The 24,769-nt window shown below is 71.1% G+C and carries 20 protein-coding genes and 4 pseudogenes; 17 read left to right on the top strand and 7 right to left on the bottom strand.

Features of this window, described 5'->3' with window-relative positions; translation table 11 throughout:
- Positions 1 to 233: 233 nt before the first annotated feature.
- The 3 genes and pseudogenes from AC5WS8_RS01940 to AC5WS8_RS01930 form a co-directional block, all read left to right on the top strand.
- The gene (locus AC5WS8_RS01940; protein ID WP_496101469.1) at positions 234 to 3,152 is read left to right on the top strand and encodes a glycoside hydrolase family 48 protein; all 2,919 of its coding nucleotides are present in this window, start codon (positions 234 to 236) and stop codon (positions 3,150 to 3,152) included.
- 164 nt (positions 3,153 to 3,316) lie between these two features.
- A complete protein-coding gene (locus tag AC5WS8_RS01935) occupies positions 3,317 to 4,441 on the top strand; it encodes a glycoside hydrolase family 12 protein (protein ID WP_496101468.1) in 1,125 nt (374 codons plus the stop codon).
- A 156-nt stretch (positions 4,442 to 4,597) separates the two neighbouring features.
- Positions 4,598 to 4,771: pseudogene (locus tag AC5WS8_RS01930) on the top strand (LacI family transcriptional regulator); the annotation flags it as partial.
- A 162-nt stretch (positions 4,772 to 4,933) separates the two neighbouring features.
- On the opposite strand, the pseudogene AC5WS8_RS01925 reads toward AC5WS8_RS01930, so the two are convergent.
- Positions 4,934 to 5,251 (bottom strand): annotated as a pseudogene (locus AC5WS8_RS01925) (TetR/AcrR family transcriptional regulator); the annotation flags it as partial.
- 24 nt (positions 5,252 to 5,275) lie between these two features.
- On the opposite strand from AC5WS8_RS01925, the pseudogene AC5WS8_RS01920 reads away from it, so the two are divergent.
- The 3 genes and pseudogenes from AC5WS8_RS01920 to AC5WS8_RS01910 form a co-directional block, all read left to right on the top strand.
- Positions 5,276 to 5,453 (top strand): annotated as a pseudogene (locus AC5WS8_RS01920) (VOC family protein); the annotation flags it as partial.
- A gap of 115 nt (positions 5,454 to 5,568) precedes the next feature.
- A complete protein-coding gene (locus AC5WS8_RS01915) occupies positions 5,569 to 5,886 on the top strand; it encodes an SHOCT domain-containing protein (RefSeq protein WP_496101467.1) in 318 nt (105 codons plus the stop codon).
- A gap of 39 nt (positions 5,887 to 5,925) precedes the next feature.
- Complete coding sequence (locus tag AC5WS8_RS01910; RefSeq protein ID WP_496101466.1) at positions 5,926 to 6,891, top strand: D-2-hydroxyacid dehydrogenase family protein; 966 nt, start codon at positions 5,926 to 5,928, stop codon at positions 6,889 to 6,891.
- A gap of 75 nt (positions 6,892 to 6,966) precedes the next feature.
- Here the strand turns inward: AC5WS8_RS01910 and AC5WS8_RS01905 are convergent, their stop codons facing one another.
- Complete coding sequence (locus AC5WS8_RS01905; RefSeq protein WP_496101465.1) at positions 6,967 to 7,881, bottom strand: SDR family oxidoreductase; 915 nt, start codon at positions 7,879 to 7,881, stop codon at positions 6,967 to 6,969.
- Between the two features lie 87 nt (positions 7,882 to 7,968).
- Here AC5WS8_RS01905 and AC5WS8_RS01900 point away from each other — a divergent pair, with 87 nt between their 5' ends.
- Both AC5WS8_RS01900 and AC5WS8_RS01895 read left to right on the top strand, forming a co-directional pair.
- Positions 7,969 to 8,535 carry a TetR family transcriptional regulator gene (locus AC5WS8_RS01900; RefSeq protein ID WP_496101464.1) on the top strand — a complete coding sequence of 189 codons (567 nt, stop codon included), beginning with the start codon at positions 7,969 to 7,971 and terminating at the stop codon, positions 8,533 to 8,535.
- A gap of 521 nt (positions 8,536 to 9,056) precedes the next feature.
- Positions 9,057 to 9,701: pseudogene (locus tag AC5WS8_RS01895) on the top strand (MMPL family transporter); the annotation flags it as partial.
- Between the two features lie 84 nt (positions 9,702 to 9,785).
- Here the strand turns inward: AC5WS8_RS01895 and AC5WS8_RS01890 are convergent.
- Both AC5WS8_RS01890 and AC5WS8_RS01885 read right to left on the bottom strand, forming a co-directional pair.
- Positions 9,786 to 11,138, bottom strand: a complete 1,353-nt coding sequence (locus AC5WS8_RS01890) for a serine/threonine-protein kinase (RefSeq protein ID WP_496101463.1) — start codon at positions 11,136 to 11,138, stop codon at positions 9,786 to 9,788.
- A gap of 115 nt (positions 11,139 to 11,253) precedes the next feature.
- Positions 11,254 to 11,652 (bottom strand): cupin domain-containing protein, encoded by a 399-nt coding sequence (locus AC5WS8_RS01885; RefSeq protein WP_496101462.1) that lies wholly within the window; start codon positions 11,650 to 11,652, stop codon positions 11,254 to 11,256.
- Positions 11,653 to 11,770: 118 nt separating this feature from the next.
- On the opposite strand from AC5WS8_RS01885, the gene AC5WS8_RS01880 reads away from it, so the two are divergent.
- The 3 genes from AC5WS8_RS01880 (at position 11,771) to AC5WS8_RS01870 (ending at position 13,583) form a co-directional block, all read left to right on the top strand.
- Positions 11,771 to 12,433: a helix-turn-helix transcriptional regulator gene (locus AC5WS8_RS01880; RefSeq protein WP_496101461.1), complete on the top strand. Its 663-nt coding sequence runs from the start codon at positions 11,771 to 11,773 to the stop codon at positions 12,431 to 12,433.
- A gap of 49 nt (positions 12,434 to 12,482) precedes the next feature.
- Positions 12,483 to 12,920 (top strand): hypothetical protein, encoded by a 438-nt coding sequence (locus tag AC5WS8_RS01875; protein ID WP_496101460.1) that lies wholly within the window; start codon positions 12,483 to 12,485, stop codon positions 12,918 to 12,920.
- An 87-nt stretch (positions 12,921 to 13,007) separates the two neighbouring features.
- The gene (locus tag AC5WS8_RS01870; RefSeq protein WP_496101459.1) at positions 13,008 to 13,583 is read left to right on the top strand and encodes a DUF488 domain-containing protein; all 576 of its coding nucleotides are present in this window, start codon (positions 13,008 to 13,010) and stop codon (positions 13,581 to 13,583) included.
- Between the two features lie 32 nt (positions 13,584 to 13,615).
- Here AC5WS8_RS01870 and AC5WS8_RS01865 read toward each other — a convergent pair whose 3' ends face one another.
- The gene (locus AC5WS8_RS01865; protein WP_496101924.1) at positions 13,616 to 14,368 is read right to left on the bottom strand and encodes a helix-turn-helix domain-containing protein; all 753 of its coding nucleotides are present in this window, start codon (positions 14,366 to 14,368) and stop codon (positions 13,616 to 13,618) included.
- Positions 14,369 to 14,591: 223 nt separating this feature from the next.
- Between AC5WS8_RS01865 and AC5WS8_RS01860 the strand changes: the two genes are divergently transcribed.
- From AC5WS8_RS01860 to AC5WS8_RS01850, 3 genes are read left to right on the top strand one after another with little or no spacing between them, the layout of a single operon-like run.
- A complete protein-coding gene (locus AC5WS8_RS01860) occupies positions 14,592 to 15,257 on the top strand; it encodes a DUF4097 family beta strand repeat-containing protein (protein ID WP_496101923.1) in 666 nt (221 codons plus the stop codon).
- A gap of 40 nt (positions 15,258 to 15,297) precedes the next feature.
- Positions 15,298 to 16,260: an ATP-binding cassette domain-containing protein gene (locus AC5WS8_RS01855; RefSeq protein WP_496101458.1), complete on the top strand. Its 963-nt coding sequence runs from the start codon at positions 15,298 to 15,300 to the stop codon at positions 16,258 to 16,260.
- Positions 16,257 to 17,075 (top strand): ABC transporter permease, encoded by an 819-nt coding sequence (locus AC5WS8_RS01850; RefSeq protein WP_496101457.1) that lies wholly within the window; start codon positions 16,257 to 16,259, stop codon positions 17,073 to 17,075. Before AC5WS8_RS01855 ends, AC5WS8_RS01850 begins: the two co-directional genes overlap by 4 nt.
- 118 nt (positions 17,076 to 17,193) lie before the next feature.
- On the opposite strand, the gene AC5WS8_RS01845 is transcribed toward AC5WS8_RS01850, so the two are convergent.
- Together AC5WS8_RS01845 and AC5WS8_RS01840 are read right to left on the bottom strand one after the other, a co-directional pair.
- Complete coding sequence (locus AC5WS8_RS01845) at positions 17,194 to 18,411, bottom strand: acyltransferase family protein (protein WP_496101456.1); 1,218 nt, start codon at positions 18,409 to 18,411, stop codon at positions 17,194 to 17,196.
- Between the two features lie 128 nt (positions 18,412 to 18,539).
- Positions 18,540 to 19,493: an SGNH/GDSL hydrolase family protein gene (locus tag AC5WS8_RS01840; protein WP_496101455.1), complete on the bottom strand. Its 954-nt coding sequence runs from the start codon at positions 19,491 to 19,493 to the stop codon at positions 18,540 to 18,542.
- A gap of 217 nt (positions 19,494 to 19,710) precedes the next feature.
- On the opposite strand from AC5WS8_RS01840, the gene AC5WS8_RS01835 reads away from it, so the two are divergent.
- The 3 genes from AC5WS8_RS01835 (at position 19,711) to AC5WS8_RS01825 (ending at position 24,762) form a co-directional block, all read left to right on the top strand.
- Complete coding sequence (locus AC5WS8_RS01835; RefSeq protein ID WP_496101454.1) at positions 19,711 to 20,148, top strand: Fur family transcriptional regulator; 438 nt, start codon at positions 19,711 to 19,713, stop codon at positions 20,146 to 20,148.
- 50 nt (positions 20,149 to 20,198) lie between these two features.
- Positions 20,199 to 22,421 (top strand): catalase/peroxidase HPI, encoded by a 2,223-nt coding sequence (gene katG, locus AC5WS8_RS01830; RefSeq protein WP_496101453.1) that lies wholly within the window; start codon positions 20,199 to 20,201, stop codon positions 22,419 to 22,421.
- A gap of 265 nt (positions 22,422 to 22,686) precedes the next feature.
- Complete coding sequence (locus AC5WS8_RS01825; RefSeq protein WP_496101452.1) at positions 22,687 to 24,762, top strand: SpoIIE family protein phosphatase; 2,076 nt, start codon at positions 22,687 to 22,689, stop codon at positions 24,760 to 24,762.
- Positions 24,763 to 24,769: the final 7 nt, after the last annotated feature.

Genomic DNA, 24,769 nt, shown 5'->3' with positions numbered 1-24,769 from the left:
GTGACGGACGCGTCGAGTGATGGAATCGCTCCCACTGGTGCGACGGACGGTAGCGCCAACCCCGCTGGTTTCACAGGGTTGTTGCTCAAGTTTCTTCGGGTCGTCCGGTTCGAACGATTCAACTTCTCAACGTCTTGACCGCACCTGTGCCCGTCCTCACTATGGGAGCGCTCCCACTGGTTCAGGCCCTTGACCCCCCACCGAGCCGCACATGGCAGGGAGGAACCAGCACCATGGATCCCGGACGCAAGAGCAGAGCGGTACGGCGGCTGTGGACCGCCGCCGTGGCGGCCCTCGCGCTGCCCCTGACGACGTTGGCGAACGGCACGACTCCCGCGCACGCGGCGGGCGTTCGGTGCAGCGTCGACTACAAGACCAACGACTGGGGCTCCGGCTTCACCGCCGACCTCACCCTCACCAACCGCGGTACCGACGCCATCGACGGCTGGACGCTGACGTACGACTACTCGGGCAACCAGACGCTGAGCAACGGCTGGAGCGGCAGCTGGTCGCAGACCGGCAAGTCGATCACGGTGAAGAACGCGTCCTGGAACGGCACGATCGCCGCCGGGGCCGCGGTGAACACGGGCGCGCAGTTCACGTACAGCGGCGCCAACGCGGCCCCGACGAACTTCGCGGTCAACGGCACGACCTGCGCGGGCGCGCACCAGCCGCCCGTCGCCGTGCTGACGAGTCCGAAGTCGGGGGCGGTGTACGCGCAGGGCGAGGCGGTGCCGCTCGCGGCGACCGCGGCGGCGGCGGACAGCGCGACGATCAGCAAGGTGGAGTTCTACGACGACACCACGCTGCTGGGGACGGACACGAGCGCGCCGTACACGCTTTCCGTTTCGGATATGACCGTGGGCAGTCATTCGTTGGTGGCGAAGGCGTACGACAGCCTGGGCGCGTCCGCCGAGTCCACGCCCGTCGGCGTGACCGTCGCCGCCGGACCCGCGCTCGTGGCGTCACCGACGCAGCTCGGCGTCCAGCAGGGCAGGACGGGCACGTTCGGCATCACGCTGTCCAAGCAGCCGAGCGCGGACGTGACGGTGAGCGTGGCGCGGACGGACGGCAACGCGGGTCTGTCCGTGAGTGCAGGATCGTCGCTGACGTTCACGCCGTCCAACTGGAACACGGCACAGACGGTGACGATCACGGCGGACGCGTCCGGCACCGGAGCGGCCACGTTCACGGCCTCCGCTACCGGCTACTCCAAGGCCACGGTCACCGTGACGGAGCTGGCCGGGACGAAGGCGTACGACGCCCGTTTCCTGGACCTCTACGGGAAGATCACCAATCCGGCGAACGGCTACTTCTCGCCCGAGGGCATCCCGTACCACTCGGTGGAGACGCTGATCGTCGAGGCGCCGGACCAGGGCCATGAGACGACGTCGGAGGCGTACAGCTATCTGCTGTGGCTGCAGGCGATGTACGGCAAGGTCACGGGTGACTGGTCGAAGTTCAACGGCGCGTGGGCCCTGATGGAGAAGTACATGATCCCCACGCACGCCGACCAGCCGACGAACTCCTTCTACAGCGCCTCCAAGCCCGCGACCTACGCACCCGAGCTGGACACCCCGAACGAGTACCCGGCCAAGCTCGACACGTCGGTCTCCGTCGGCCCGGACCCGCTCGCGAGCGAGCTGAAGAGCGCCTACGGTACGGACGACGTCTACGGCATGCACTGGCTGCAGGATGTGGACAACACCTACGGCTACGGTGACACGCCGGGCGGCACCTGCGAGGCCGGGCCGGCGGCGAAGGGCCCGTCGTACATCAACACCTTCCAGCGCGGCCCGCAGGAGTCGGTGTGGGAGACGGTGCCGCAGCCGACCTGCGACGCCTTCAAGTACGGCGGCAGGAACGGCTATCTGGACCTGTTCACCGGCGACAGCTCCTACGCCGGGCAGTGGAAGTACACCGACGCCCCGGACGCCGACGCACGCGCCGTGCAGGCCGCGTACTGGGCCGACCTGTGGGCGAAGCAGCAGGGCAAGGGCAGCGACGTCTCCGCGACCGTCGCCAAGGCGGCGAAGATGGGCGACTACCTGCGCTACGCGATGTACGACAAGTACTTCAAGAAGATCGGCAACTGTGTGGGCGCCTCCACCTGCCCGGCCGGCACCGGCAAGGACGCCTCGCACTACCTGCTGTCCTGGTACTACGCCTGGGGCGGTTCCCTCGACACCAGCGGGGGCTGGGCCTGGCGCATCGGCTCCAGCCACGTCCACGGCGGCTACCAGAACCCGCTCGCCGCATACGCGCTCAGCTCCAACGCCGACCTGAGGCCCAAGTCGGCCACCGGCGCCTCGGACTGGTCCAAGTCGCTGCAACGGCAACTGGAGTTCTACCAGTGGCTGCAGTCCTCCGAAGGCGCGATCGCCGGCGGTGCCACCAACAGCTGGCAGGGACGCTACGCCACCCCGCCGGCCGGCACCTCCACCTTCTACGGCATGTACTACGACTGGGAGCCGGTCTACCACGACCCGCCGTCCAACCAGTGGTTCGGCTTCCAGGCCTGGTCGATGGAACGCGTGGCCGAGCTCTACCAGCAGACCGGGAACGCCACCGCGAAGGCGGTCCTGGACAAGTGGGTCAAGTGGGCACTGTCCAAGACCACGATCAACCCGGACGGCACCTACCGCATCCCCGCCACCCTGCAGTGGTCGGGCCAGCCGGACACCTGGAACCCCGCCGGCCCCGGCTCCAACCCCGGACTGCACGTCACCGTCACCGACTACACCAACGACGTCGGCGTGGCCGCCGCATACGCCAAGACGCTGACCTACTACGCCGCCAGGTCCGGTGACGCCACCGCCAAGTCCACAGCGAAGGCACTGCTGGACGGCATGTGGAACAACTACCAGGACGACCTCGGCATCGCCGTCCCCGAAACCCGCACCGACTACAGCCGCTTCAACGACAGCGTCTACGTGCCCACCGGCTGGAGCGGCACCATGCCCAACGGCGACACGATCAACTCCTCCACCACCTTCACCTCACTCCGCTCCTTCTACAAGAACGACCCGGCCTGGTCGAAGATCGAGTCCTACCTCAAGGGCGGCGCCGCGCCCGTCTTCACCTACCACCGGTTCTGGGCCCAGGCGGACATAGCCCTGGCCATGGGCTCGTACGCGGAGCTCCTCGAATAGACCCCCGCCGAGGCTTCGCGTACACGACCCCGTCACAGGGCGACGGGGTCACCCCGGCCGGCGGCCCGCACCAGTACACAGGGCCGTCCGGCTCGTGACCGGGAGCGCTCCCGCCCGGTGGGCGCTCCCGCCGCCCTCCCCACACCCCTCCGCGGAGGATCCGCATGCAACCGTCAACACACCGAGGCAGGGTGCGAGCCCTGTTCGGGACGCTGCTCACCTCGCTCGTCGCGCTGGCGGCGCTCCTGACCGCCGCTCCGACGTCGCACGCAGACACGACCGTCTGCGAGCCGTTCGGCACCACCACGATCCAGGGCCGTTACGTCGTCCAGAACAATCGCTGGGGCACCAACGACGCCCAGTGCATCGCCGTCACGGACTCCGGCTTCAGAATTGCCCGGGCCGACGGCTCGGTCCCGACGAACGGTGCCCCGAAGTCCTATCCGTCCGTCTACAACGGCTGCCACTACACCAACTGCTCACCCGGTACCGACCTCCCGGCCCGGCTCAGCTCCATCGCCGACGCGCCCACGAGCATCTCCTACCATTACGTGAGCGGTGCGGCCTACGATGCCGCGTACGACATCTGGCTGGACCCGGCGCCCCGCACCGACGGCGTGAACCGCACCGAGATCATGGTCTGGTCGAACCACGTGGGGTCCGTGCAGCCGGTCGGCTCGCCGACCGGCACCGCCACCGTGGCCGGACGTTCGTGGCAGGTGTGGTCCGGCAACAACGGCTCCAACGACGTACTGTCCTTCGTCGCCCCGTCGGCGATCGACGGGTGGAGCTTCGACGTCATGGACTTCGTCCGGCAGGCCGTCCTGCGCGGACTGGCACAGGACAACTGGTACCTGACGAGCATTCAGGCCGGGTTCGAACCCTGGCAGAACGGCACGGGACTGGCGGTGACGTCGTTCTCCTCCACCGTCGACCTCGGCAGCGGCACTCCCGGCGGCCCCGGTGGCTCGTCGGCGTGCAAGGTGGCCTACACCGCGAACGTGTGGCAGGGCGGCTTCACCGCCGAGGTCACCGTGACGAACACGGCTTCCGCTCCGGTCAACGGCTGGGATCTCGCCTTCACCCTGCCCGCGGGGCAGAACGTCACCAGCGCCTGGAACGCCGGCATCTCTCCGTCATCGGGAGCGGTGACGGCGGTCAACCTGCCGTACGACGCGTCCATCGCGCCCGGTGCCCAGGTCTCCTTCGGATTCCAGGGCACCTACGGCGGCGGCTTCAGCAAGCCGGCCGGCTTCAGCCTGAACCGTACGTCCTGTACCACCGCGTGACGCGTTCGGGACAGTGAGCCCGAGCCGAGACGCTCGCCGGCCACCCCGCCCGAGTGCGCACCGAACGCACGTCGTGTCCGCCCCGGGACCCGCCCCTCCCGGCCTTCGTGCCGACAGGGCGGGCCCGGCTGCTCTCCCGGCGGACTCGCCGACGGCCTGCTGGAGTCGACGCGCCGGGCCGTGCAGCGAGCCATCGAGGAACTGGGGCAGGTGCCCAATCTCGCGGCGCGGTCCCTGGCCGGGCGGCGAGCCGATGCCGTAGCCCTCGTTGTGACGGAGCCCGACTGGAGACTGTTCGCGGAGCCGTTCTTCTCGGACGCACTGCGCGCGAACTTTCCGGCGCCTTCCGGAGGACACACCGGCGTACCGGTCCGGGCCTGACGGGCGCGTCGGTGAACCGTGCCACGGCGACAGCGCCGTGTACAACAAGCCCCTCGACCCCGGCGGGCCGACCCGTCCGCCGCGCAGGGGCGGTCGGTCAGGAGGGGCGTGAAGAGGGCGCCGGGCGACCTCGTGGGCCTCGTGTCGGCGCGACGCCCAGCATGCGCAGGACCATCTCGGCCAGGTCCACCGCGGGCTCGTCGCCGTCCAGGTCGGGGCGGGCGAATCTCAGCTCGACCAGCGACCTCGGGGTCCCGCCGGCGCGGACGGGACGACCGCCGGGCCGACGGCGGTGGAGCGGCCGGAGGCCGTGCCGACCTCGAGGTCGCGCAGTGCCCGCCCGGCCCGACCGTTGCCGGAGTGGATGTGGCCGAGGCCACGACGGCGCAGCACCGGCATCAGCTCCGGGTGGGATTCGGCCATGCGGCGCTGAGCCGTCAGCCCGCCGCGACGATCGGCCCGGCGTTCCGTGCGGCCGAGCGGGCCGACCTGGACCGGCTGGCACGGGCCACCGGGACCGACGTGCGCGACGCGGACGTGCCCGGCGGTGGCAGGGCGGTCGACCTGCTCGCCCCCTCGGGCTTCCCCGGTGCGCGGGGTGCGGTGCGCCGAGCAGGGCTCGCCGGCCCTTGGAGGAGGGCCGTCCGGCCTGTCGCCGCGCCGTCGGCGGCGAGCGACGATGGATACCGGGAGAACCGCCGCCGCGGGTCTGGTACCCGGGACGACCTGGGAAGGCGAGGCAGAAAATGATGTTCTGGTACGGCCGCGGCATGAGCGGCTGGGGCTGGTTCCTGATGTCGGTCGGCACGTTGCTGTTCTGGGCGCTGGTCATCACCGTCTGCGTCCTGCTCTTCCGGGCTCTGACCCGCCCCGCCCCTCCCGGTGGAGGGCACAGCACATGGCAGAGGACGCCTCCGGGCAGCGGCCCCGAGCAGATCCTCGCCGAACGGTACGCGCGCGGCGATATCGACGACGAGGAATACCACCGTCGTCTGGCCACCCTCCGCGGATCGCCCACGGACGCGGCCCCGTCCACGGATGCGGCCCCGCCCCCGGCCTCATAGCCGCCCGGTGTGCGGACCGGTCAAGGGCACAATGTCCGCATGACGATCAACTGCGCTGTGCTGGACGACTACCAGGGTGCCGCCCTGACGCTGGCGGACTGGAGCCCCCTCGCCGGCAGAATCGAGGTACGCACGCTCCGGGAACACGTCGCCGACCGTGACAAGCTCCTCGCCGAGCTCGGCGACTGCGAGATCGTCGTGGCCATGCGGGAGCGCACCCGCTTCGACGCCGACCTTCTGCGCCGCCTGCCCCGGCTGCGTCTGCTGGTGACCACCGGGATGCGCAACGCCTCCATCGACCTCGCCGCTGCGGCGGCGCAGGGCGTGACCGTCTGCGGTACGGCGAGCAGTTCCACCCCGCCCGTCGAACTGACCTGGGCCCTCATCCTCGGCCTCGCCCGGCATGTCACAGCCGAGAACCGGGCCCTGCGGGAAGGCGGCCCCTGGCAGTCCACCGTCGGCCAGGACCTGCACGGCCGGACACTGGGCCTGCTCGGACTCGGAAAGACCGGCACCCGGGTCGCTCGCGTCGCCGCCGCCTTCGGCATGGAGGTCCTCGCCTGGAGCGAGCACCTCACCGCAGAGCGAGCAGCCGATGCCGGAGCCGCACTCGCCGACAGCAAGGATGAGTTGCTCAGCCGCAGCGACTTCGTGTCCCTCCACCTCGTCCTGTCCGACCGCACCCGCGGCCTGCTCGGCGAGCCGGAGTTGCGCGCCATGCGCCCGCACGCCTACCTGGTCAACACCTCCCGCGCCGCCATCGTCGACCGGAGCGCACTCGTGCGTGCACTGCGGGAGGGCTGGATCGCCGGGGCGGGGCTCGACGTCTTCGAGACGGAGCCGCTCCCCGCGGACGACCCCCTGCGCTCCCTGCCGAACGTGCTCGCCACCCCGCACCTGGGCTATGTCACCGAGCGGAACTACCGCACCTTCTACACGGAGGCGGTGGAGGACATCACGGCCTTCCTCGCCGGTACCCCCGTTCGACTGTTGACGGGCGGCTGAGCCGTCGCAGCACCGCCGGCCACCGGACAGGGCGGGCCGACCCGCGCATCGCGAGGGTCGGCCCCCGGCGGCTGGTCAGCCGGTGGTGGTGTGGAAGTAGTGGCCCTTGTCGAGCTCGGTGACGAGTCCGGGACGGGTCGGCTCCCAGCCCAGCAGTTCGCGGGTCAGGGTGCTGGACGCCGGCATGTCGAAGCGGAGGAAGGTGCCCAGCCAGGCGAAGTGCTCGGCTGCGGCCTCGGGGGCCACAGAGGTCACCGGCACGTCGAGATGACGGCCGATCACCTCGGCGACCTCGCGGAGCGTGACACCCTCTTCCGCGGCGCCGTGCAGCACTGTTCCGGCGGGGGCCTTCTCGGCCGCCAGGCGGAACAGCCGTGCGACGTCGAGACGGTGGGCGGCCGGCCAGCGGTTGTCGCCCTCGCCGAGGTAGCCGGAGACCCCCTTGGCGCGGGCGATGGCGACCAGGGTCGCCATGAAGCCGTTGTCCCCTTCGCCGTGGCAGATCGGAAGCCGGATCACGGATGAGCGCACGCCGCGCGACGCGAGAGCGAGCACCTCTTGAGCGGTGGCCGCCCGGATCGAGTGGGGTGAGCCGTCGATCGTGGGCGCGTCCCGCTCGTTCGCCACCCGCCCGGGCGCGAGACCGGCCAGACCGGAGGCGAGGACGAAGGGGCGGTCGGTGCCGGCGAGCGCGTCGCCGAAGGCGTCCACGGCGCGGCGATCGGCCTCGGCGGCGCCCTGGAAGTCGCCGCCGAAGGCGATGTCGTGCTTGAACGCGAGGTGGATCACCCCGTCCGAGGCGGCAGCCGTGTCCCGCAGGACGTCGAGGTCGTCGATGGTGCCTCGGACGACCTCCGCCCCGGCCGCGGTGAGCGCGTCGGCGGAGGCCTCGGAGCGGGCGAGCCCGACGACCTGGTGCCCCGCGTCGATGAGCTCGGGTACGACGGCGGAACCGATCCAGCCGGACGCGCCGGTCACGAAGAAGCGCATGGGAGAGTCCCCAGACTGTTGATGTCAGTTACTGTCATCGACGCTAGCACTCAATGTCAGTCACTGTCATCACGTAGCATCGGGGGCATGGGTAGATGGGAGCCGAACGCGCGCGGCCGCCTGGCGGAGGCGGCGTTGGAGCTGTACAGCGAGCGCGGGTTCGAGCAGACCACCGTGGCGGAGATCGCCAGAAGGGCCGGACTCACGGAGCGGACCTTCTTCCGGCACTACGCCGACAAGCGCGAGGTGCTGTTCGCCGGCTCCGGGGACTTGGAGGAACTGCTCGTACAGGCGGTCGCCGGCGCCCCGGAGACCGCGGCGCCGATCGAGGTGCTGGCGGTGGGCCTCGACGCGATCTGCGAAAGGTTCGCCGATCGGCGCGAGTACGCGCGGAAGCGGCATGCCGTGATCATGGCGAACGCGGAACTCCGGGAGCGTGAGCTGATCAAGTTCGCGTCGATGTCGGCCGCGCTCGCCGACACCCTGCGCCGACGGGGCGTTGCGGAGCCGGCCGCGAGCCTGACCGCCGAGGCGGGGGTCGCCGTCTTCAAGGTCGGCTTCGAGCGCTGGATCGCGGCGGCCGAGGAACGCGAGATGTCGCAGCTGGTGAGGGAATCACTGGACGAGCTGAAGTCCGTGGCCGCGGGCGGCTAGGAACTCGGTGCGTCCGAGATCGACGTGATCCCGCCGCGCGCGGAGGCCGCCGTCGACGGGGATCTCGGCAACGGCGACGGGCGACGCGGCGTTGCCCTCCACCGCGACGGGAGGCGAAGGCGCGGAACGGGCATGGCGACTCCAGGGTCCACGTCCAGGACGGTGCAGGGGAGCGGGCGCGCCTCGCGGGCGCCGGCGGCGCACGGCATGCTGAGCGCTGGGGACGGCCGCACGCCTGTCGCGGATCCGGGCAGCGGCGTGCGGGTGGGGACGGCTGTGAGGGCTCGCTCTTCCCGCTGCCGTCCTGCACGGGATCGCAATCCCCGATCCGCGCCGTCCGTGCTGTGAACGGAGGGGGACGAGCGCGGACGAGACGTACCGGGCCGCCCTTCCGTGGCACCGCCCCCGGCGCCTTCGGACCGACAGCCGCGACGGCCGAAAACCGCTTCGCAACTTCCCGGAATGCCTGATGAAATGATCTAGGCGTGCCGTCCCCACCACCGGACGCCGTGAACACAACCAAGGACATCAATGCCGCGGTCAACCACGACTACCGGACTGTCTTCCCCGTGGCCGCCGTCCTGATCATGGCCATCCTCGGGCTGCTGCTGCGCAGTGCGGTCGCCCCCTGGTACCTCATGGCCTCGGTGGGTCTCGGATTCGGCGCCACCCTCGGCGCCACCGTCTGGATCTTCCAGGAGGGACAGGGACACTCGGGGCTGATGTTCATGCTGCCGGTGATCATGTACCTCTTCGTGGTCGCCATCGGCACCGACTACAACATCCTCATGATCGCCCGGCTGCGCGAGGAGGCCCGGGAGGGCCGCGAGCCGCATGAGGCGGCGGGCATGGCACTGAGGCACGCCGGGCCGACCGTGGCTGCCGCGGGCTTCATCCTGGCGGCGACCTTCGCCACGATGATGCTGGCGGGCAACTCCCTGCTCACGGAGATGGGCTTCGCGGTCTCCTTCGGCATCGCCGTCGCCGCCTTCGTCATGGCGATGTTCTTCACGCCGAGCCTCACCGCGCTGATCGGCCACGCGGCGTGGTGGCCGGGGCACGGGGACCGCGCGGACGGAGCGGCGGCCGGATCCATCGGTTCCGGGCCGGTCCCCGGTGAGGACCGGGACACGCTCGCGCACGATCCGTCCGGGCGTCGCCGCTAGCGGCAGTCCGACGAGTCAGGTCTGCCGGGTCGCGAGGCCCGGTAGACCGAACCCGCGGCTCCGCCGGCCCGGTGTGCACGCGGGTCAACCGTGGCCCTGGTGCCCCTTGGACCTCTGAGACTTCTTGGCCTTTGCGGGCTTGACGGCCTTCGGCGCCTTCTTTCCCACCTGGTCCGGCGTACGGGCGTCGCGGAGTGCGGCCCCTGGTCGAGTACGGCCGTCAGCGCCGATGCCATCGCCAGAGGCGTTCGTGACGGGGGAGGGGGAAGTCCTCGAGTCGGACGGGAGCGCGGACACCGTCGGCCGAGGGACCGCCGTGGACGGTGCTTCACTGGTCGCGGGTTTGGTGGGCGGCTTGTCCGACGGCGAGGTGGGCGGGGCGGAGCCGGCCCGCCCGGCGCTGGTCTCACTGCTGCCGGGAGCCACGACGAGAGTGGCCGTCAGCGTGGCCGAGAGCGCAGTGAGGACGGCGCGGGCCGTACGGCGGCGTGTGTGTTTCGTCCTGTCGGCATGTCGCGTCCCGGTGCGCGGATGTGCGACGGCGGACTCGAGCGCAAGCCCCGAGGCCTCCTCGACCGCGGTCCCGCCGGTACGGGCCCGCACAGGCGTGTCGGCGCGCAGAGCGGACAGCGCCTGGGCGCATTGCTCGGCGTCGGGACGGGCCGTCGCATCGTGTGCGGTCATGGCGCGCAGCAGGCAGGCCGGCTGATGGGGCACCGAGGGGGGAACCACCGGTTGGCGGTGAAGGCGGGCCACGGCGGCTTCCAAGGGTGTGCCCTCGTATTCGAGTTCGCCCTTCAGGCACTCCAGCAGGACCAGGCCCAGCGCGTACACATCGGCGGACGGTCCCACTCCCTGGCCGAGGACCTGCTCCGGGGCCAGATAGGCCGCGGTCCCGATCAGTACGTCGGAGGCCGTGTGCCGCGTGGCGTTCACCAGCCGTGCGATACCGAAGTCCGCCAGGTGGGGGGCTCCGGAAGCGTCCAGCAGGACGTTCGACGGCTTCACATCACGGTGCACGATGCCGGCAGCGTGCACATGGGCGAGCGCCTGCGCAAGGGCGGCACCGAGCTCGGCGACGCGCCCGGACGTCAGGGGCCCGGCGGCCAGATGCGTGCGCAGCGTCTCGCCCTTGATCAGTTGCATCACCAGATAGGCGCGCCCCTCGTGCCGGCCGGCGTCGTAGACGGTGACCAGTCCCGGATGCTGCATGCGTGCGAGAAGGACGGCCTCCTCGGAGAATCGCTCCTCCATCCGCGGATCGGTGTCCGGCCGGAAGAGTTTGACGGCCACCTCTCGACCGAGGCGGACGTCGAACGCCTCATGGACGTCGGCGGCGCCTCCACGGCCGATTCGGGCACCCAACCGGTACCGGCCACCCACCGTCTCCGAAGAGTCCTGCAGCGCCGACCGGAATCCGGAACGTGGGCCCTTCATCTGTCCTCCGTCACCGTCACCGAGCAGTGCAACCAGCGAAACGCTGCGGCGCGGGTACCCCCTGCCGCTCCAGGCAACCGGAGGAGTCGGCAGGGGCGGGCCCCGGGGGAATCGTTCAGCGGCGGCCGATCTGCATGCCCGGACGGCGCTTGTGGACGGTGAGGTAGGACAGGCCCTCTTCCCCTGCGGTGATGCTGCGCGGGGAGCCGTGCGGCAGCCAGAGCAGGGCTCCCTCGCCGAGGCGGTGCGGTCCGTCCGGGCTGCCGAGGGTGCCGTCGCCGGCCACGACCAGGAGGAGGACGTCCAGGTCCGGCTCGGCGTGGGTCTCCACACTCCGGCGAGCGGGCAGGCGGATGAGGTTGGCGTCGAGCTGGCGTCCGGACTCGGCGAGCCTCCACGCCGCGCCGGCCGCCTCCGGGGTGGCCTCGGTGAGAGCTCGGATGTCGCACAACAGGCGCGGAGCGGGGACGTCCATGGGCATGCCGTCCGGTCGGGGGGCGGAAGGGTCGGTCATCGACGGCCGTTCGTCCGGTGCGTGAGGGAGCCCTATTATTCCATGTGCCATTCGTGGAAATCACCGAAGAGGACCGGCCGGCGGCCGCTCCGCCGCTATGGGAGAAGGGGTGAGCGCCGTGAGCGGTGCGGTCGAGCGCCCTCGCAGGCGGGAGGTGGCGCGGGCGCTGCGCGCGGCGGAGCGCCCGTTGGCAGTCACCGAGGTCGCGGAGCTGCTCGGCGTCCACGCCAACACCGCGCGCTTCCACCTGGATGCCCTGGTGGCGGCGGGCGAGGCGCAGCGGAGCCTGGAGGAACCCGCGGGTCGCGGACGCCCCCGCGCCGTGTACGCACCGCGACCGGGCATGGACCGCGCGGGCGTGCGCCATTACCGCCTGCTGGCCCAGATGCTGCTCAGCCGCCTGGCGTCAGCCGGTCCCGGCGCGTCGGAGGCCGCCCGGGACGCCGGTCGCGCCTGGGGTCGCTACCTGGCCGACCCGCCACCTCCGTTCCGACGGCTGACGGACGAGGAGGCCGCGTCCCGGCTCACCGACCTGCTGGCCGACCTCGGCTTCGCTCCGGAACCCGAGCAGGGCGCCCCGGTGCCGGAGACGATCCGGTTGCGGCACTGCCCGTTCCTGGAGTTGGCCGAGGAGTACGGGGCCGTCGTCTGCCCGCTGCACCTCGGGCTGATGCAGGGCGCGCTCGCGCACTGGGCCACCCGGGTCACCACCACCGCACTGGAGCCGTTCGCCGAACCCGGCGCCTGCCTGGCGCGCCTGGGACACGCAGGCACCGCGTAGCTCCGTACCGCGCGGACCGCGCTTCTCACCCAGGGCGAAGGAGACCTTCATGAATCAGACAGGGGCCGCGATCGCGTCCGCGGTGGTCTTCGTGTGGCTCGGCATGGTCCTGGCGATCTCCTTCCTGGAGGCGCCGCTGAAGTTCCGTGCCCCCGGAGTGACGATCGCCGTCGGACTCGGCATCGGCCGCCTGGTCTTCCGCGCGTTGAACCTCGCCGAGGCCGTGTGGGCCGTGGTCGTGATCGCTGCGTTGGCGGCCGCAGGCCCGCCGACCGGTGTTGTCGCGCTCGCCGCGTGCGTGGTGGCGCTGCTGGTGGTGCAGCTCTGCTGGGTCCGGCCGCTTCTCAACCGGCGGTCCGATCGCGTGCTGGCCGGAGAGACCGGAGAGGACGCGCCCCGCTCCCGGGCGCACCTGTACTACGTGGCCCTGGAGATCCTGAAGGTCGTCGGCCTGATCGCGCTGGGCATCAGTGTGCTGACACGGTGAACCCGGAGCGCCGGGGCAGACCTACGGCGGGGGCCGGCCGTCGCGCCGGCTCGCTGCGGTGCCGGGCGTTCGGACCATCCTGGACGTATGACCCAGGAGGCGCTCATCACTTTCGGACACGGTACGGCGGACCGCGACCGGCTCTCGGAACTGTTGCGCGCGGCCGGGATCGCCGCCGTGGTCGATGTCAGGACCGCGCCCGGAAGCCGCCGAAACCCGGACGTCGGCAGGGAGCGGCTGCGGCAGTGGCTGCCCGAGAGCGGGATCGCCTACCGCTGGGAGCCGCGACTGGGCGGATTCCGCAAGGCACCGCCGGATTCACCGGACACCGTGTGGCGCAACGAGTCGTTCCGCGGATACGCCGGACACACCCGGACGGTCGAGTTCGTCGACGCGATCACGCTGCTCCTGGAGGGAGCCGGGCAGCGCCGGACGGCCGTGATGTGCGGGGAAGCCGTCTGGTGGCGCTGCCACCGTCGCGTCATCGCCGACTTCGTGGTCCTTGCGCGCGGACGGCCCGTTCTGCATCTGATGCACGACGGCCGGCTCGTCCCGCACTCCCTCAGCCAGGGAGTGCGGCTGCGTGACGACGGACTGCTCGTCTACGACGTTCAGCCTCCGGCGGAGTCCTCTTCTTCGCCTCCCCGCCGCCGCTCGCACTGACCGACGCCCGCAGCCGTCAAGAGGGCTGTCCGTCAGTGATCCGGACTTTGCTCGGCAGCCCCGCCTGAGGTCGTTTCGGCTTTCGTGTGGAGGATCTCGCGGGCCTGGTCCGCCGCGCGGGCGAGGCTCTCGGCGACGAAGTCGAGGAAGCGGGCGGTGTTCTCGAGGCGGGCGCCGGCCGGGGTGCCGGGGCCGAGGACGCCGACGCCCTGCCGAGCGGTTTCGGCCACCTGGGCGGTGGACCGGGCGCTGGCCATCATCGCCTGGTACATGACCTCGTCGTCGACGACGTAGCGCTCACGGCGGCCTTCGTCGCGTTCCCGGCGGACGAGGTCCTGGCTCTCGAGGAACGCGATGGCCTTGGAGACGGACGCCGGGCTCACCTGGAGGCGCTGCACGAGCTCGGAGGCGGTGAGGCTGCCCGTGTCGCTGATGGTGAGGCAGGCCATCACCCTCGCCATCATCTGGGGCGTGCCCGACTGCATGAAGACGGTGGTGAGCGTCTCCTCGTACGCGCGTACGGCCTCAGGATCGCGTCCGTAGGCCTGCGGGGGCGCCGCCGCCCCGCGGGGCGCGGCCTGTCTGCGACGGTGGGCGCGGCGTTCGGTGGCGCGATGGGCCAGGTCGGCCCGGTAGGCGGTGGGGCCGCCGTTGCGCATGACCTCGCGGGTGATGGTGGACGTCGGGCGGTCGAGACGTCTGGCGATCTCCGCGTAGGCGAGCCCGTCGGCCAGCCCCAGCCCGATCTGCTGGCGCTCCTGCTGAGTGAGCCTGCCGCCCGGCATCGCGGCCTCCTTCGGGGTGTGTGGTGTGTCGACCATAGCGTTCACTTTCAAGACATTGCAACGATTCGGACGTGGTCGTTGCATTATCTTGCAGAGTCATTGCACTGATATTCAGGATTTCATCTGCGGATATGGAAGCGAGACGCAACGACGCTATTGCTGCATCGGTAAATGCAACGTAGCGTTTTCGCTGTCAGAAACGAAGGACCGACAGGAGGGCATGATGCAGAAGTTCGACACCCCCGCCCCGGTCTCCGCCGTCCTCGCCCTCCCCGCGGGACGCGTCCGGCTCATGGCCGCCGACCGGGCCGACACCACGGTCGAGGTCCTGCCCGCGGACGCCTCCAGGGACCGCGACGTGAAGGCGGCGGAGCGGGTCGAGGTCGCCTACGGCGACGGCGTCCTGCGGATCGAGGCTCCGGAGGCGACGAGCCGGCTCTTCGGCCCCTCCGGAGCAGTAGAGGTGACCGTCCGGCTGCCCGCCGGCTCCCGCATCGAGGCCGACTCGGCCGGCTCGGAGCTCCGCGGCGTCGGACGCCTCGGTGACGTCGCCTTCAACGGCGCCTACCGCCAGATCAAGATCGACGAGCCCGCGAGTGTCCGCCTCACCGCGGTCGACGGCGACGTCGAGGTCGGCCGGCTGGGCGGCTGCGCGGAGATCAGCACGGCGAGGGGCGACATCCGGATCGCCGAGGCCGGGCGCGGCACGGTCGTACTGCGCACCGAGTCCGGCGACATCTCGGCCGGTGTCACCCGCGGAGTCTCCGCCTCCCTGGACGCCGGCACCGGCCGCGGCCGCATCAGCAGCGCCCTCAGGAACGACGGCGCCGCCGAACTCGACATCCGCGCCACCACCGCCCACGGCGACATCAGCGTCCGCAGCCTGTGAATCCGCAGTCAGTCATAGCCGGCAACAGGAGGCACCTCGCATGAGCGACCTGGCCATCGCGGCGAACGCGCTGCGCAAGTCCTACGGCGACAAGACCGTCCTCGACGGTGTCGACCTGGCCGTCCCGGAAGGGACGATCTTCTCCCTGCTCGGCCCGAACGGCGCCGGCAAGACCACCACCGTCAAGGTCCTCTCCACCCTCGTCTCCCCGGACCCCACCAGTGGCCGGATCCGCGTCGGCGGCCACGACGTCGCCACCGACCCGCAGGCCGTGCGCGCCGCGATCGGGGTCACCGGGCAGTTCTCCGCCGTCGACGGCCTGATCACCGGCGAGGAGAACATGCTGCTCATGGCCGACCTGCACCACCTCTCCAGGCGCGAGGGACGGCAGATCACCGCCGAGTTGCTGGAACGGTTCGACCTCACCGAGGCCGCGAAGAGGCCCGCCCAGAGCTACTCCGGCGGCATGAAGCGCCGCCTCGACATCGCCATGACGCTGGTGGGCAATCCGCGGATCATCTTCCTCGACGAGCCGACCACCGGCCTCGATCCGCGTTCCCGGCACACCACGTGGCAGATCATCCGCGAGCTCGTCACGGGCGGCGTCACCGTCTTGCTCACCACCCAGTACCTGGAGGAGGCCGACGAACTCGCCGACCGCATCGCCGTGCTCAACGACGGCAGGATCGCCGCCCAGGGCACCGTCGAGGAACTGAAGCGGCTGATCCCCGGCGGACACGTCCGACTCCGCTTCACCGACCCGCTCGCGTACCAGCACGCCGCCTCCGCCCTGAGCGAGGCCACCCGGGACGACGAATCCCTCGCCCTTCAGATCCCCAGCGACGGCAGCCAGCGCGAGCTGCGCTCGATCCTCGACTGGCTGGACTCGGCCGGTATCGAGGCCGACGAACTGACCGTGCACACCCCCGACCTCGACGACGTCTTCTTCGCCCTGACCGGCGGCACCGGCGTCACCGACCAGTCCGAGGAGACCGTCCGATGAGCACCCCCCTGGCTCCCGCCCGCACGACCCGGATCTCCCCGGCCGTACGCGACTGCGCCACGATGCTGCGCCGCAACCTCCTGCACGCCCGGCGCTACCCGTCCCTCACCCTGAACCTGCTGCTCACCCCGATCATGCTGCTGCTGCTCTTCGTCTACATCTTCGGCGACACCATGAGCGCGGGCATCGGCGGCGGCGGTCCGGACCGCTCCACGTACATCGCCTACATCGTCCCGGGCCTCCTGCTGATGACCATCGGCAGCACCGTGGTCGGCACAGCGGTCTCCGTCTCGAACGACATGACCGAGGGCATCATCGCCCGCTTCCGCACGATGGCGATCCACCGCGGCTCCGTGATCATCGGACACGTCATCGGCAGTGTGCTGCAGTCGGTCGTCAGCGTGGTCCTCGTCGGCGCCGTCGCCGTGGCCATCGGCTTCCGCTCCACCGATGCCACCGTCCTGGAGTGGCTCGCGGCGTTCGGACTGCTCGTGCTCTTCGCGACGGCGCTCACCTGGATCGCGGTCGGCATGGGCCTGGTCAGCCCGAACGCCGAGGCCGCCGGCAACAACGCGATGCCCCTGATCCTGCTGCCGCTCCTCTCCAGCGCATTCGTCCCCATCGACGCGATGCCGGGCTGGTTCCAGCCGATCGCCGAGTACCAGCCGTTCACCCCGGCCATCGAGACCCTGCGCGGCCTGCTGCTCGGCACCCGCATCGGCAACAACGGGTGGCTCGCCGTCGCCTGGTGCCTGGGCCTGGCGGTGCTCGGCCGGCTCTGGTCGACCTCGAAGTTCGACCGCGACCCGAAATAGCCGCCGTGACGACACGGGCGACCTCCCGCGACCGGTCCCACCCGAGGGCGGCGTACACCGACACCCTGTCGGCGTACGCCGCCCCGTTCGTGTGTGCCTTGTGGTGCGGAGGCAGCCGTCAGTCGGCTGCCGTGGCGGGAGCCTCGCGGGCGGGCGCGGCGGGATCCGGCCGGGCGGCCTTCGGGGCCGGTTGCGTGCGGGAGGAGCGGCGGCCGCGGAGCAGCAGCCGTCGCGCCGGGCATTCCACCGCCTCGTACAGCACCCAGGACAGGCCGAGGGACACGCTGAAGGCGAGAGCGGTGGTGCTCAGGGCCGTCGGCAGGCCGAAGCGGGGGGAGCTGCCGAGCAGGCTGGTGCCGGCCCGCAGCACCAGAAGATGGATCATGTAGAACGCGAACGACAGTTCCCCCAGGCGCACCAGCCGCCGGTGCCGCCACAGCGAGGGCAGACCACGCAGGTCGGCGACGGCGGCCGCCGGGATGAGCAGCGCGAACCCGACGAGGGTGCAGGCGGTGGCCGGGTACCCGCCGTCGGTGATCTGCGGGACCAGGAAGTAGCCGATGATCGCCAGGGCGAGTGAGGCCTCCAGGCCGGGACCGCGCCACCGTTCGAGCAGCACCAGCCGGGCGGTGGCCGCGCCGAGGACGAACTCGGGCAGGCGGGCGGCGGGGAAGGAGTAGAGCGACTGGTTCAGCCAGTCATGGGCGTCCGCCCGGGCGAGCACCAGAACCGCCAGTACGGATGCCCCGGCCAGTGCCGCCGACGCCCGCGCGCCGAGACGGCGCAGGACGACCGCCATCAGCGGGAAGGCGGCGTAGAAGAAGGCCTCGCAGGCCAGCGACCAGCTCACCGGGTTCAGAGTCTGCCACCAGGACTGCCGCCAGGAGTGGACCAGCAGCACGTTGGCCACTCCCTCGGCCGCCGTCGGTTTCGCCAGATGCGGCGGTGTGTAGACCATGAGCAGTGCGATCGCGGCGGTGACCAGATGAACCGGAAAGATGCGCGCGATGCGCCGCCGCCAGAAGGAGAGCGTGCGGTCCTTCGGCCGCGCCGTCCACATCAGAACGAAGCCGGACAGGATGAAGAAGAACGACACCCCCGTGCCGCCGGCATCGAACGCCCACGTCATGACACGACCGCCGGCGCCCCCGAAATAGCCGAAGTTGCGCACGTGCAGTCCGAAGACCAGCAGCGCGGCCATCCAGCGCAGGCCGGTGAGGGACGGCAGCGAGGGCGCCGGAGCGGAGGGAGGGACCTTTGTGCCGGGCTCGGTGGCGGCGGTCGCCGTTTGGGGCGCCGCCGTCGTGTCATCTACCGGGGGAGTGCGAACGGGCATGAAGGGGAACGTTGCCCGTTTGCCAGGTTTCATTCGGGGGCGGTTGGGAACGTCACACGGGCACGGACGATCCCCTTCTGTCGTGTGTCCGGATTCGCTTCAATCGCGGGACGAAGGGCGTCTTCCGCTCAGTGGTGTCGGCGTCCCTCGCTCAAGCGCTCGAGCAGGGCCCGCGCCATGGCCTGCTCGCCTTGGGCGTTGGGGTGTGCGGGGGCCGCGGGGGAGGCCGGCTGCAACGGCTCGATCCAGCGGTCCGCCGGGGCCTTGCACATGTCGTGGCCGCGCGTGGGCCCGTACGTGTCGACGTACTCCGCCCGATTCCATTCGGCCACCAGGCGGAGCATCAGATTCAGTCGCTTCTCGCTGTCCCTCAGATACGGGAAGTCCTGCGAGGCGAAGGGGACGGAGGGGTAGCAGCCGCTGCCGTCGTCGGGCAGGAGGTCGGGGTAGCCGACGACGAGCACCCGGGCGTGCGGTGCCCTGGCGTGCACGGCGCGCAGGACACGGTCCACCTTCGGCGCCGTCTGCACGACGGCGAGCGTCAACCGGTCGATCCCGGAAGAGGTGTAGGAGCGACGGCACGGATCTCCCGTCGGATCCTGGGAGCCCAGGCGGGCGCAGGTGGCGATGATGGAGCCGAAACCGATGTCGTTGCCGCCGATCTGGACCGTCACCAGGTCGGTGTCGCGCCGCACGGCGTTGAGTTGGGGCGCGTTGGTGCCCTGTGCCTTCCACATGTTCTCGGTCGTCGCTCCGCTGCAGCTGACGTCCTCGAACGTCCTCACCTCCCGCTCCACCGCCACGAGCGAGGGGTAGTTGTGGTCCGAGCGGGCGCAGCCGGCGTCCACCTGCCGGGGGATGGCGGGGCCGGAGGTGTAGGAGTCCCCGAGTGCCACGTACTGCGTGTCGCGGCCGGGTCCCGCGCCGTGTGCCGCGGCAGGTGCTGCCGGGGTGGCGAGGAGGGCGCAACCGCCGAGGGCCGCGCCCACGGCGAGCGGCCATCGGCGACGTCTCGCCCCTCCGCGTCCCGCCCCGGTGGCAGCGTGCGTGCCGTGCGCCGTGGAAAGCCCGGCGTGCGCCATGGAGGTCCTCCCCGTGAGGCCGGAACGGCGCGCGGAGCCCGCCTCGGCGGCGGCCGGCGCACGTTCGCCGGGGCCTGTATACCGTCCGCCGCGTCGCCGGGGCCAGGGGCGGGGAGCGATCACTTTGTGGCATGTTCGCTTCAGGCCCCGCGACGCACAAAACTTGGTTTGCTCGTTTTCTTGAACTCTTCGTGTTTGTGGGGGTAGGTTTGGCGCCATGACCGCATCCCAGACACCGACCCCCGCCGAGGAGCTGCGCGGTGCCGGCCTGCGGGTGACGGCGGCCCGCGTCGCGCTGCTCGAGACCGTCCGCGAAGGTGACCACCTGGGCGTCGAGGCGATCGCCTCCGGAGTGCGCGACCGCGTCGGGCACATCTCGCTTCAAGCCGTGTACGAGGCCCTCCACGCGCTCACCACGGCAGGGCTCATACGCCGTATCGAACCGGCGGGCAGCCCCGCCCGGTTCGAGGGACGCGTAGGCGACAACCACCACCACGTCGTGTGCCGGTCGTGCGGCGCCGTCGCCGACGTCGACTGCGCGGTCGGCGACGCGCCCTGCCTGACCGCGTCCGACGACCACGGCTTCTCGATCGACGAGGCCGAGGTCCTCTACTGGGGCGTGTGTTCCGCCTGTTCCACCGCTCGCAGTTCCTGAGTTCCCGAGTCCCCGAGCACCTTGATCCGCTCTCATCCGGAAGGATTGCCATGACTGAGAATCACGACGCAGTCGTCACAGACCCGAAGACGGAGGGCTCGGGCGGCTGCCCCGTCGCGCACGGACGCGCCCTGCACCCGACGCAGGGCGGCGGCAACCGCCAGTGGTGGCCGGAGCGGCTCAATCTGAAGATCCTTGCCAAGAACCCCGCCGTGGCCAATCCCCTCGGTGAGGAGTTCGACTACGCCGAGGCATTCGAGTCCCTGGACCTGGCGGCCGTGAAACGGGACATCGCCGAGGTGCTGACCAGCTCGCAGGACTGGTGGCCCGCCGACTTCGGCGACTACGGCCCGCTGATGGTCCGTATGGCGTGGCACAGCGCGGGCACCTACCGCATCAGCGACGGCCGCGGCGGCGCCGGTGCCGGGCAGCAGCGCTTCGCCCCGCTCAACAGCTGGCCCGACAACGGCAACCTCGACAAGGCCCGCCGCCTGCTGTGGCCGGTGAAGAAGAAGTACGGCCAGAGCATCTCCTGGGCCGACCTGATGATCCTCACGGGCAACGTCGCGCTGGAGCAGATGGGCTTCGAGCCCTTCGGCTTCGGCGGCGGCCGCGAGGACGTCTGGGAGCCGGAGGAGGACGTCTACTGGGGCCCCGAGACCACCTGGCTCGACGACCGGCGCTACACCGGCGACCGCGAGCTGGAGAACCCGCTCGGCGCTGTCCAGATGGGCCTGATCTACGTCAACCCGGAGGGCCCCAACGGCAACCCGGACCCGATCGCCGCGGCCCGCGACATCCGTGAGACGTTCCGCCGTATGGCGATGAACGACGAGGAGACCGTCGCGCTGATCGCCGGTGGCCACACCTTCGGCAAGACGCACGGCGCGGGCCCGGCGGACCACGTGGGCGCCGACCCCGAGGCCGCCACGATGGAGCAGCAGGGCCTGGGCTGGAAGAGCACCTACGGTACCGGCAAGGGCGGGGACGCCATCACCTCCGGCCTGGAGGTCACCTGGACCGCGACCCCGACCCAGTGGAGCAACGGGTTCTTCAAGAACCTCTTCGAGTACGAGTACGAGCTCGAACAGAGCCCGGCGGGCGCCCACCAGTGGGTGGCCAAGGACGCCCCGGAGATCATCCCCGACGCGCACGACTCGTCGAAGAAGCACCGGCCGAGGATGCTCACCACCGACCTGTCGCTGCGTTTCGACCCGATCTACGAGCCGATCTCCCGCCGCTTCTACGAGAACCCCGAGGAGTTCGCGGACGCGTTCGCCAGGGCCTGGTACAAGCTGACCCACCGCGACATGGGCCCGAAGTCGCTGTACCTCGGCCCCGAGGTCCCGGAGGAGACCCTGCTGTGGCAGGACCCGCTGCCGGAGCGCGAGGGCGAGCTGATCGACGACGCCGACATCGCGGCCCTGAAGGCCAAGCTGCTCGACTCGGGCCTCACCGTGTCCCAGCTGGTCGCCACCGCGTGGGCGTCGGCGTCCACCTTCCGCGGCAGCGACAAGCGCGGCGGTGCCAACGGCGCCCGCATCCGCCTCGAGCCGCAGCGGGGCTGGGAGGTCAACGAGCCCGACCAGCTGGCGCTGGTGCTGCGCACCCTCGAGGGCGTCCAGCAGGAGTTCAACGCCTCCTCCGGCGCCAAGAAGGTCTCCCTGGCCGACCTGATCGTCCTCGGCGGCGCCGCGGCCGTGGAGAAGGCCGCGAAGGAGGCCGGGTTCCAGGTCGAGGTGCCCTTCACCCCGGGGCGCGTCGACGCGACCGAGGAGCACACCGACGCGGAGTCCTTCGAGGCGCTGGAGCCGATCGCGGACGGCTTCCGCAACTACCTGGGCAAGGGCAACCGCCTGCCGGCCGAGTACCTGCTGCTCGACCGGGCGAACCTGCTCACCCTGAGCGCCCCCGAGATGACGGTCCTGGTCGGCGGTCTGCGCGTCCTGGGCGCCAACCACCAGGGGACGCAGCTCGGTGTCCTCACCAAGACGCCCGGCTCGCTGACGAACGACTTCTTCGTCAACCTGCTCGACCTGGGCACGACGTGGTCGGCGACCACCGAGGACCAGACCACGTTCGAGGGCCGTGACGCCGCCACGGGCGAGCTCAAGTGGGCAGGCAGCCGCGCCGACCTCGTCTTCGGGTCGAACTCGGAGCTGCGTGCGCTCGCAGAGGTCTACGCGAGCGACGACGCCAAGGAGAAGTTCGTGACGGACTTCGTCGCGGCGTGGGACAAGGTCATGAACCTCGACCGGTTCGACCTCGTCTGATTCTCGCGATCACGACGCCCGGGCAGGCCCACGCGGTCGGCCCGGGCGTCGTCCGTTTGCCGGCACCGCGTCCGCCTCTCCGAATTTTCCAGAAATTCCCACAAAGGCGAAATTCGGCTAATAATCGGTATAAATTGTTTGGGAGTGAGCGGGCGGAAAGGGGGCCTGGTCCATGTCCATGAGGCCCGATGTCCCGGGGCCATCCGGTGCGACCACGCTCTGCCCCCCGTGGCCGCCGGACCCGGACCTGTTCGGAGCGGCCCCGGTGATCTTCGCTTCCCTGGGCGGTCCCGGGCACATCGTGGAGACCGCGAACCCGGCGTTCTTCGACGTCGTCTGCGGCGGCCGGCGGCGGACCGGCGTGCCGATCGTCGAGCTGATGCCTGATCCGGCCGTGCAGGGGGTGATCGCCCGCATCCGGGAGGTGTACCGCACCGGCGTCCCCCACCGCACCCGCGACAAACGGCTGGTCCTCGGGAAGCCCGGGGCGGAACAGGAGAGGATCTTCGACCTCACCTACGAGCCCCGACGGGACGCCCAGGGCGCGATCGACGGGGTCGTGGTGGTCGCCATGGACACCACCGCCTACCGTGACACGCAGCTGCTGGCGGCGGAGCAGCGGGCCCTGCTCGAGCAGATCGCCCGCGAGGCACCGCTGCCGGAGATCCTCACCGGCATGGCCAGGGCCATCGAGGACCTCGCGCCGGGAACGCTCGTCTCGGTGCTGCTCGTCGACTCCGACGGCCGGCGGCTTCGGCACGGCACCGGACCGAGCCTGCCCGACTTCTACAACGAGGAGGTCGACGGGGTTCTGATCGGCGAGGGCCAGGGCGCCTGCGGCACGGCCGCGCACCGGCGAACGCCGGTGATCTGCGCCGACATCGCCACCGATCCGCTGTGGGCGGCGGAGTACCGGAGGCTGGCGAAGCGGGCCGGGGTCGGGGCCTGCTGGTCCACCCCGATCCTGAGCACGGACGACCGGTTGCTGGGCACGTTCGCCATGTACCATCGCGCGCCGAAGACCCCGGAACCGAAGGACCGGGCGCTCGGCGCCGCCTTCACACGCATCGCGGCGCTCGCCATCGAGCGGCACCAGACCGTGGCGGCGGGCCGTGCGGCGCGGGAGCGTGAGCGTTCGGCCCGTGAGGACCTGGCCTTCGTGCTGGACGCGAGCACCGCCATCGCGCGCGAGCAGCACTACACGAACAGCCTGCGGCGTCTGGCCCAGCTGACGGTCCCGGGCCTGGCGCAGCTGTGCGCCGTCTATGTGGCCGACGGCGGCCACCGCAGCCGGATCGCCTCCGCGGCCGCGACCCCGGCGGAGGAGGAGCTGCTCGTGGCGCCGGAGTGGTGCGAGGTGGTGGACCGTGTGGTCGCCCGCGTGCTGGCCTCCGGCACCACGGAGACCGGGTCCCTCGACCTCCGCCCGGGCGCGGAGTCCGGCGGAGGCGGCGCCGGTTATCTGTGCGTCCCGCTCACGGCCCGCGGAAGCACCTTCGGCGCCCTGGCGCTGCTGACCCTCGACCGGGACTGGGACGGCCACGTCGTCGCGCTGGCCGGGGAGCTCGCCGGCCGCGCGGCCCTGAGCGCGGACAACGCCCGCCAGTTCACCTACCGGGTCCGGCTCGCCCATGACCTCCAGGCCGGACTGCTGCCGCCGAAGCTGCCCCAGGTGCCGGGGGCGGACCTGGCGGCCTCCTACCATCCGGCCGGTGAGGGGCTCGACGTGGGCGGTGACTTCTACGACGTCTTCCCCCTGCCCGACGACCGCTGGGCCGTCATGATCGGCGATGTGTGCGGTCACGGAGCGGTGGCCGCCACCACGACGGGTATGGTGCGGCACACGGCACGTGCGGTCGCCCGGCTGCTGCGCGACCCCATGGCCGTGGTCGCCGCGATCAACGACGCCCTGGCCGAGCACACCGCGGGCCAGGACCTCTTCGTTTCGCTCGTCTACGGCGAGCTGCGGCACACCACCACCGGACAGGCGGTGACCCTGATGCGCGCCGGCCACGTGCCACCGCTCGTGCGCCGCGCCGACGGTGCCGTCGAGCGACTCGTGCCTCCCGGCCTGCTGCTCGGCCTCGGCTGGGACGGGGTGGGATCACCCGTACGTGTCGACCTGCACCCGGGCGACGGTCTGATCCTCGTCACGGACGGCATCACCGAAGCGCGGTCCCCGGACGGCGAGCTGTTCGGTGAGGAGCGGCTGGCCGACACGCTGACCAGGGTTCCGTCCACCGCCACCGCCCTGCTGGACTCCGTCACCACCGCCGTCGCGGCCTTCACGCACGGCACCTCCCTCGACGACCAGGCCGCGCTCGTCGTGACCGCCGTGTGACTGCTCC

It is taken from the genome of Streptomyces sp. PTL18 (assembly GCF_059510295.1).
This window is presented reverse-complemented; position numbering and strand designations above follow the sequence as displayed.

Coding starts and splice junctions, on each gene's coding strand:
- AC5WS8_RS01900 (WP_496101464.1), top strand. CDS start 7,969: ATGGGTAGATGGGAGCCGAACGCGCGCGGCCGCCTGGCGGAGGCGGCG.
- AC5WS8_RS01885 (WP_496101462.1), bottom strand. CDS start 11,652: ATGACCGACCCTTCCGCCCCCCGACCGGACGGCATGCCCATGGACGTC.
- AC5WS8_RS01855 (WP_496101458.1), top strand. CDS start 15,298: ATGAGCGACCTGGCCATCGCGGCGAACGCGCTGCGCAAGTCCTACGGC.
- AC5WS8_RS01835 (WP_496101454.1), top strand. CDS start 19,711: ATGACCGCATCCCAGACACCGACCCCCGCCGAGGAGCTGCGCGGTGCC.
- AC5WS8_RS01840 (WP_496101455.1), bottom strand. CDS start 19,493: ATGGCGCACGCCGGGCTTTCCACGGCGCACGGCACGCACGCTGCCACC.
- AC5WS8_RS01850 (WP_496101457.1), top strand. CDS start 16,257: ATGAGCACCCCCCTGGCTCCCGCCCGCACGACCCGGATCTCCCCGGCC.
- AC5WS8_RS01870 (WP_496101459.1), top strand. CDS start 13,008: ATGACCCAGGAGGCGCTCATCACTTTCGGACACGGTACGGCGGACCGC.
- AC5WS8_RS01935 (WP_496101468.1), top strand. CDS start 3,317: ATGCAACCGTCAACACACCGAGGCAGGGTGCGAGCCCTGTTCGGGACG.
- AC5WS8_RS01910 (WP_496101466.1), top strand. CDS start 5,926: ATGACGATCAACTGCGCTGTGCTGGACGACTACCAGGGTGCCGCCCTG.
- AC5WS8_RS01875 (WP_496101460.1), top strand. CDS start 12,483: ATGAATCAGACAGGGGCCGCGATCGCGTCCGCGGTGGTCTTCGTGTGG.
- AC5WS8_RS01890 (WP_496101463.1), bottom strand. CDS start 11,138: ATGAAGGGCCCACGTTCCGGATTCCGGTCGGCGCTGCAGGACTCTTCG.
- AC5WS8_RS01915 (WP_496101467.1), top strand. CDS start 5,569: ATGATGTTCTGGTACGGCCGCGGCATGAGCGGCTGGGGCTGGTTCCTG.
- AC5WS8_RS01905 (WP_496101465.1), bottom strand. CDS start 7,881: ATGCGCTTCTTCGTGACCGGCGCGTCCGGCTGGATCGGTTCCGCCGTC.
- katG (WP_496101453.1), top strand. CDS start 20,199: ATGACTGAGAATCACGACGCAGTCGTCACAGACCCGAAGACGGAGGGC.
- AC5WS8_RS01940 (WP_496101469.1), top strand. CDS start 234: ATGGATCCCGGACGCAAGAGCAGAGCGGTACGGCGGCTGTGGACCGCC.
- AC5WS8_RS01860 (WP_496101923.1), top strand. CDS start 14,592: ATGCAGAAGTTCGACACCCCCGCCCCGGTCTCCGCCGTCCTCGCCCTC.
- AC5WS8_RS01865 (WP_496101924.1), bottom strand. CDS start 14,368: ATGCCGGGCGGCAGGCTCACTCAGCAGGAGCGCCAGCAGATCGGGCTG.
- AC5WS8_RS01845 (WP_496101456.1), bottom strand. CDS start 18,411: ATGCCCGTTCGCACTCCCCCGGTAGATGACACGACGGCGGCGCCCCAA.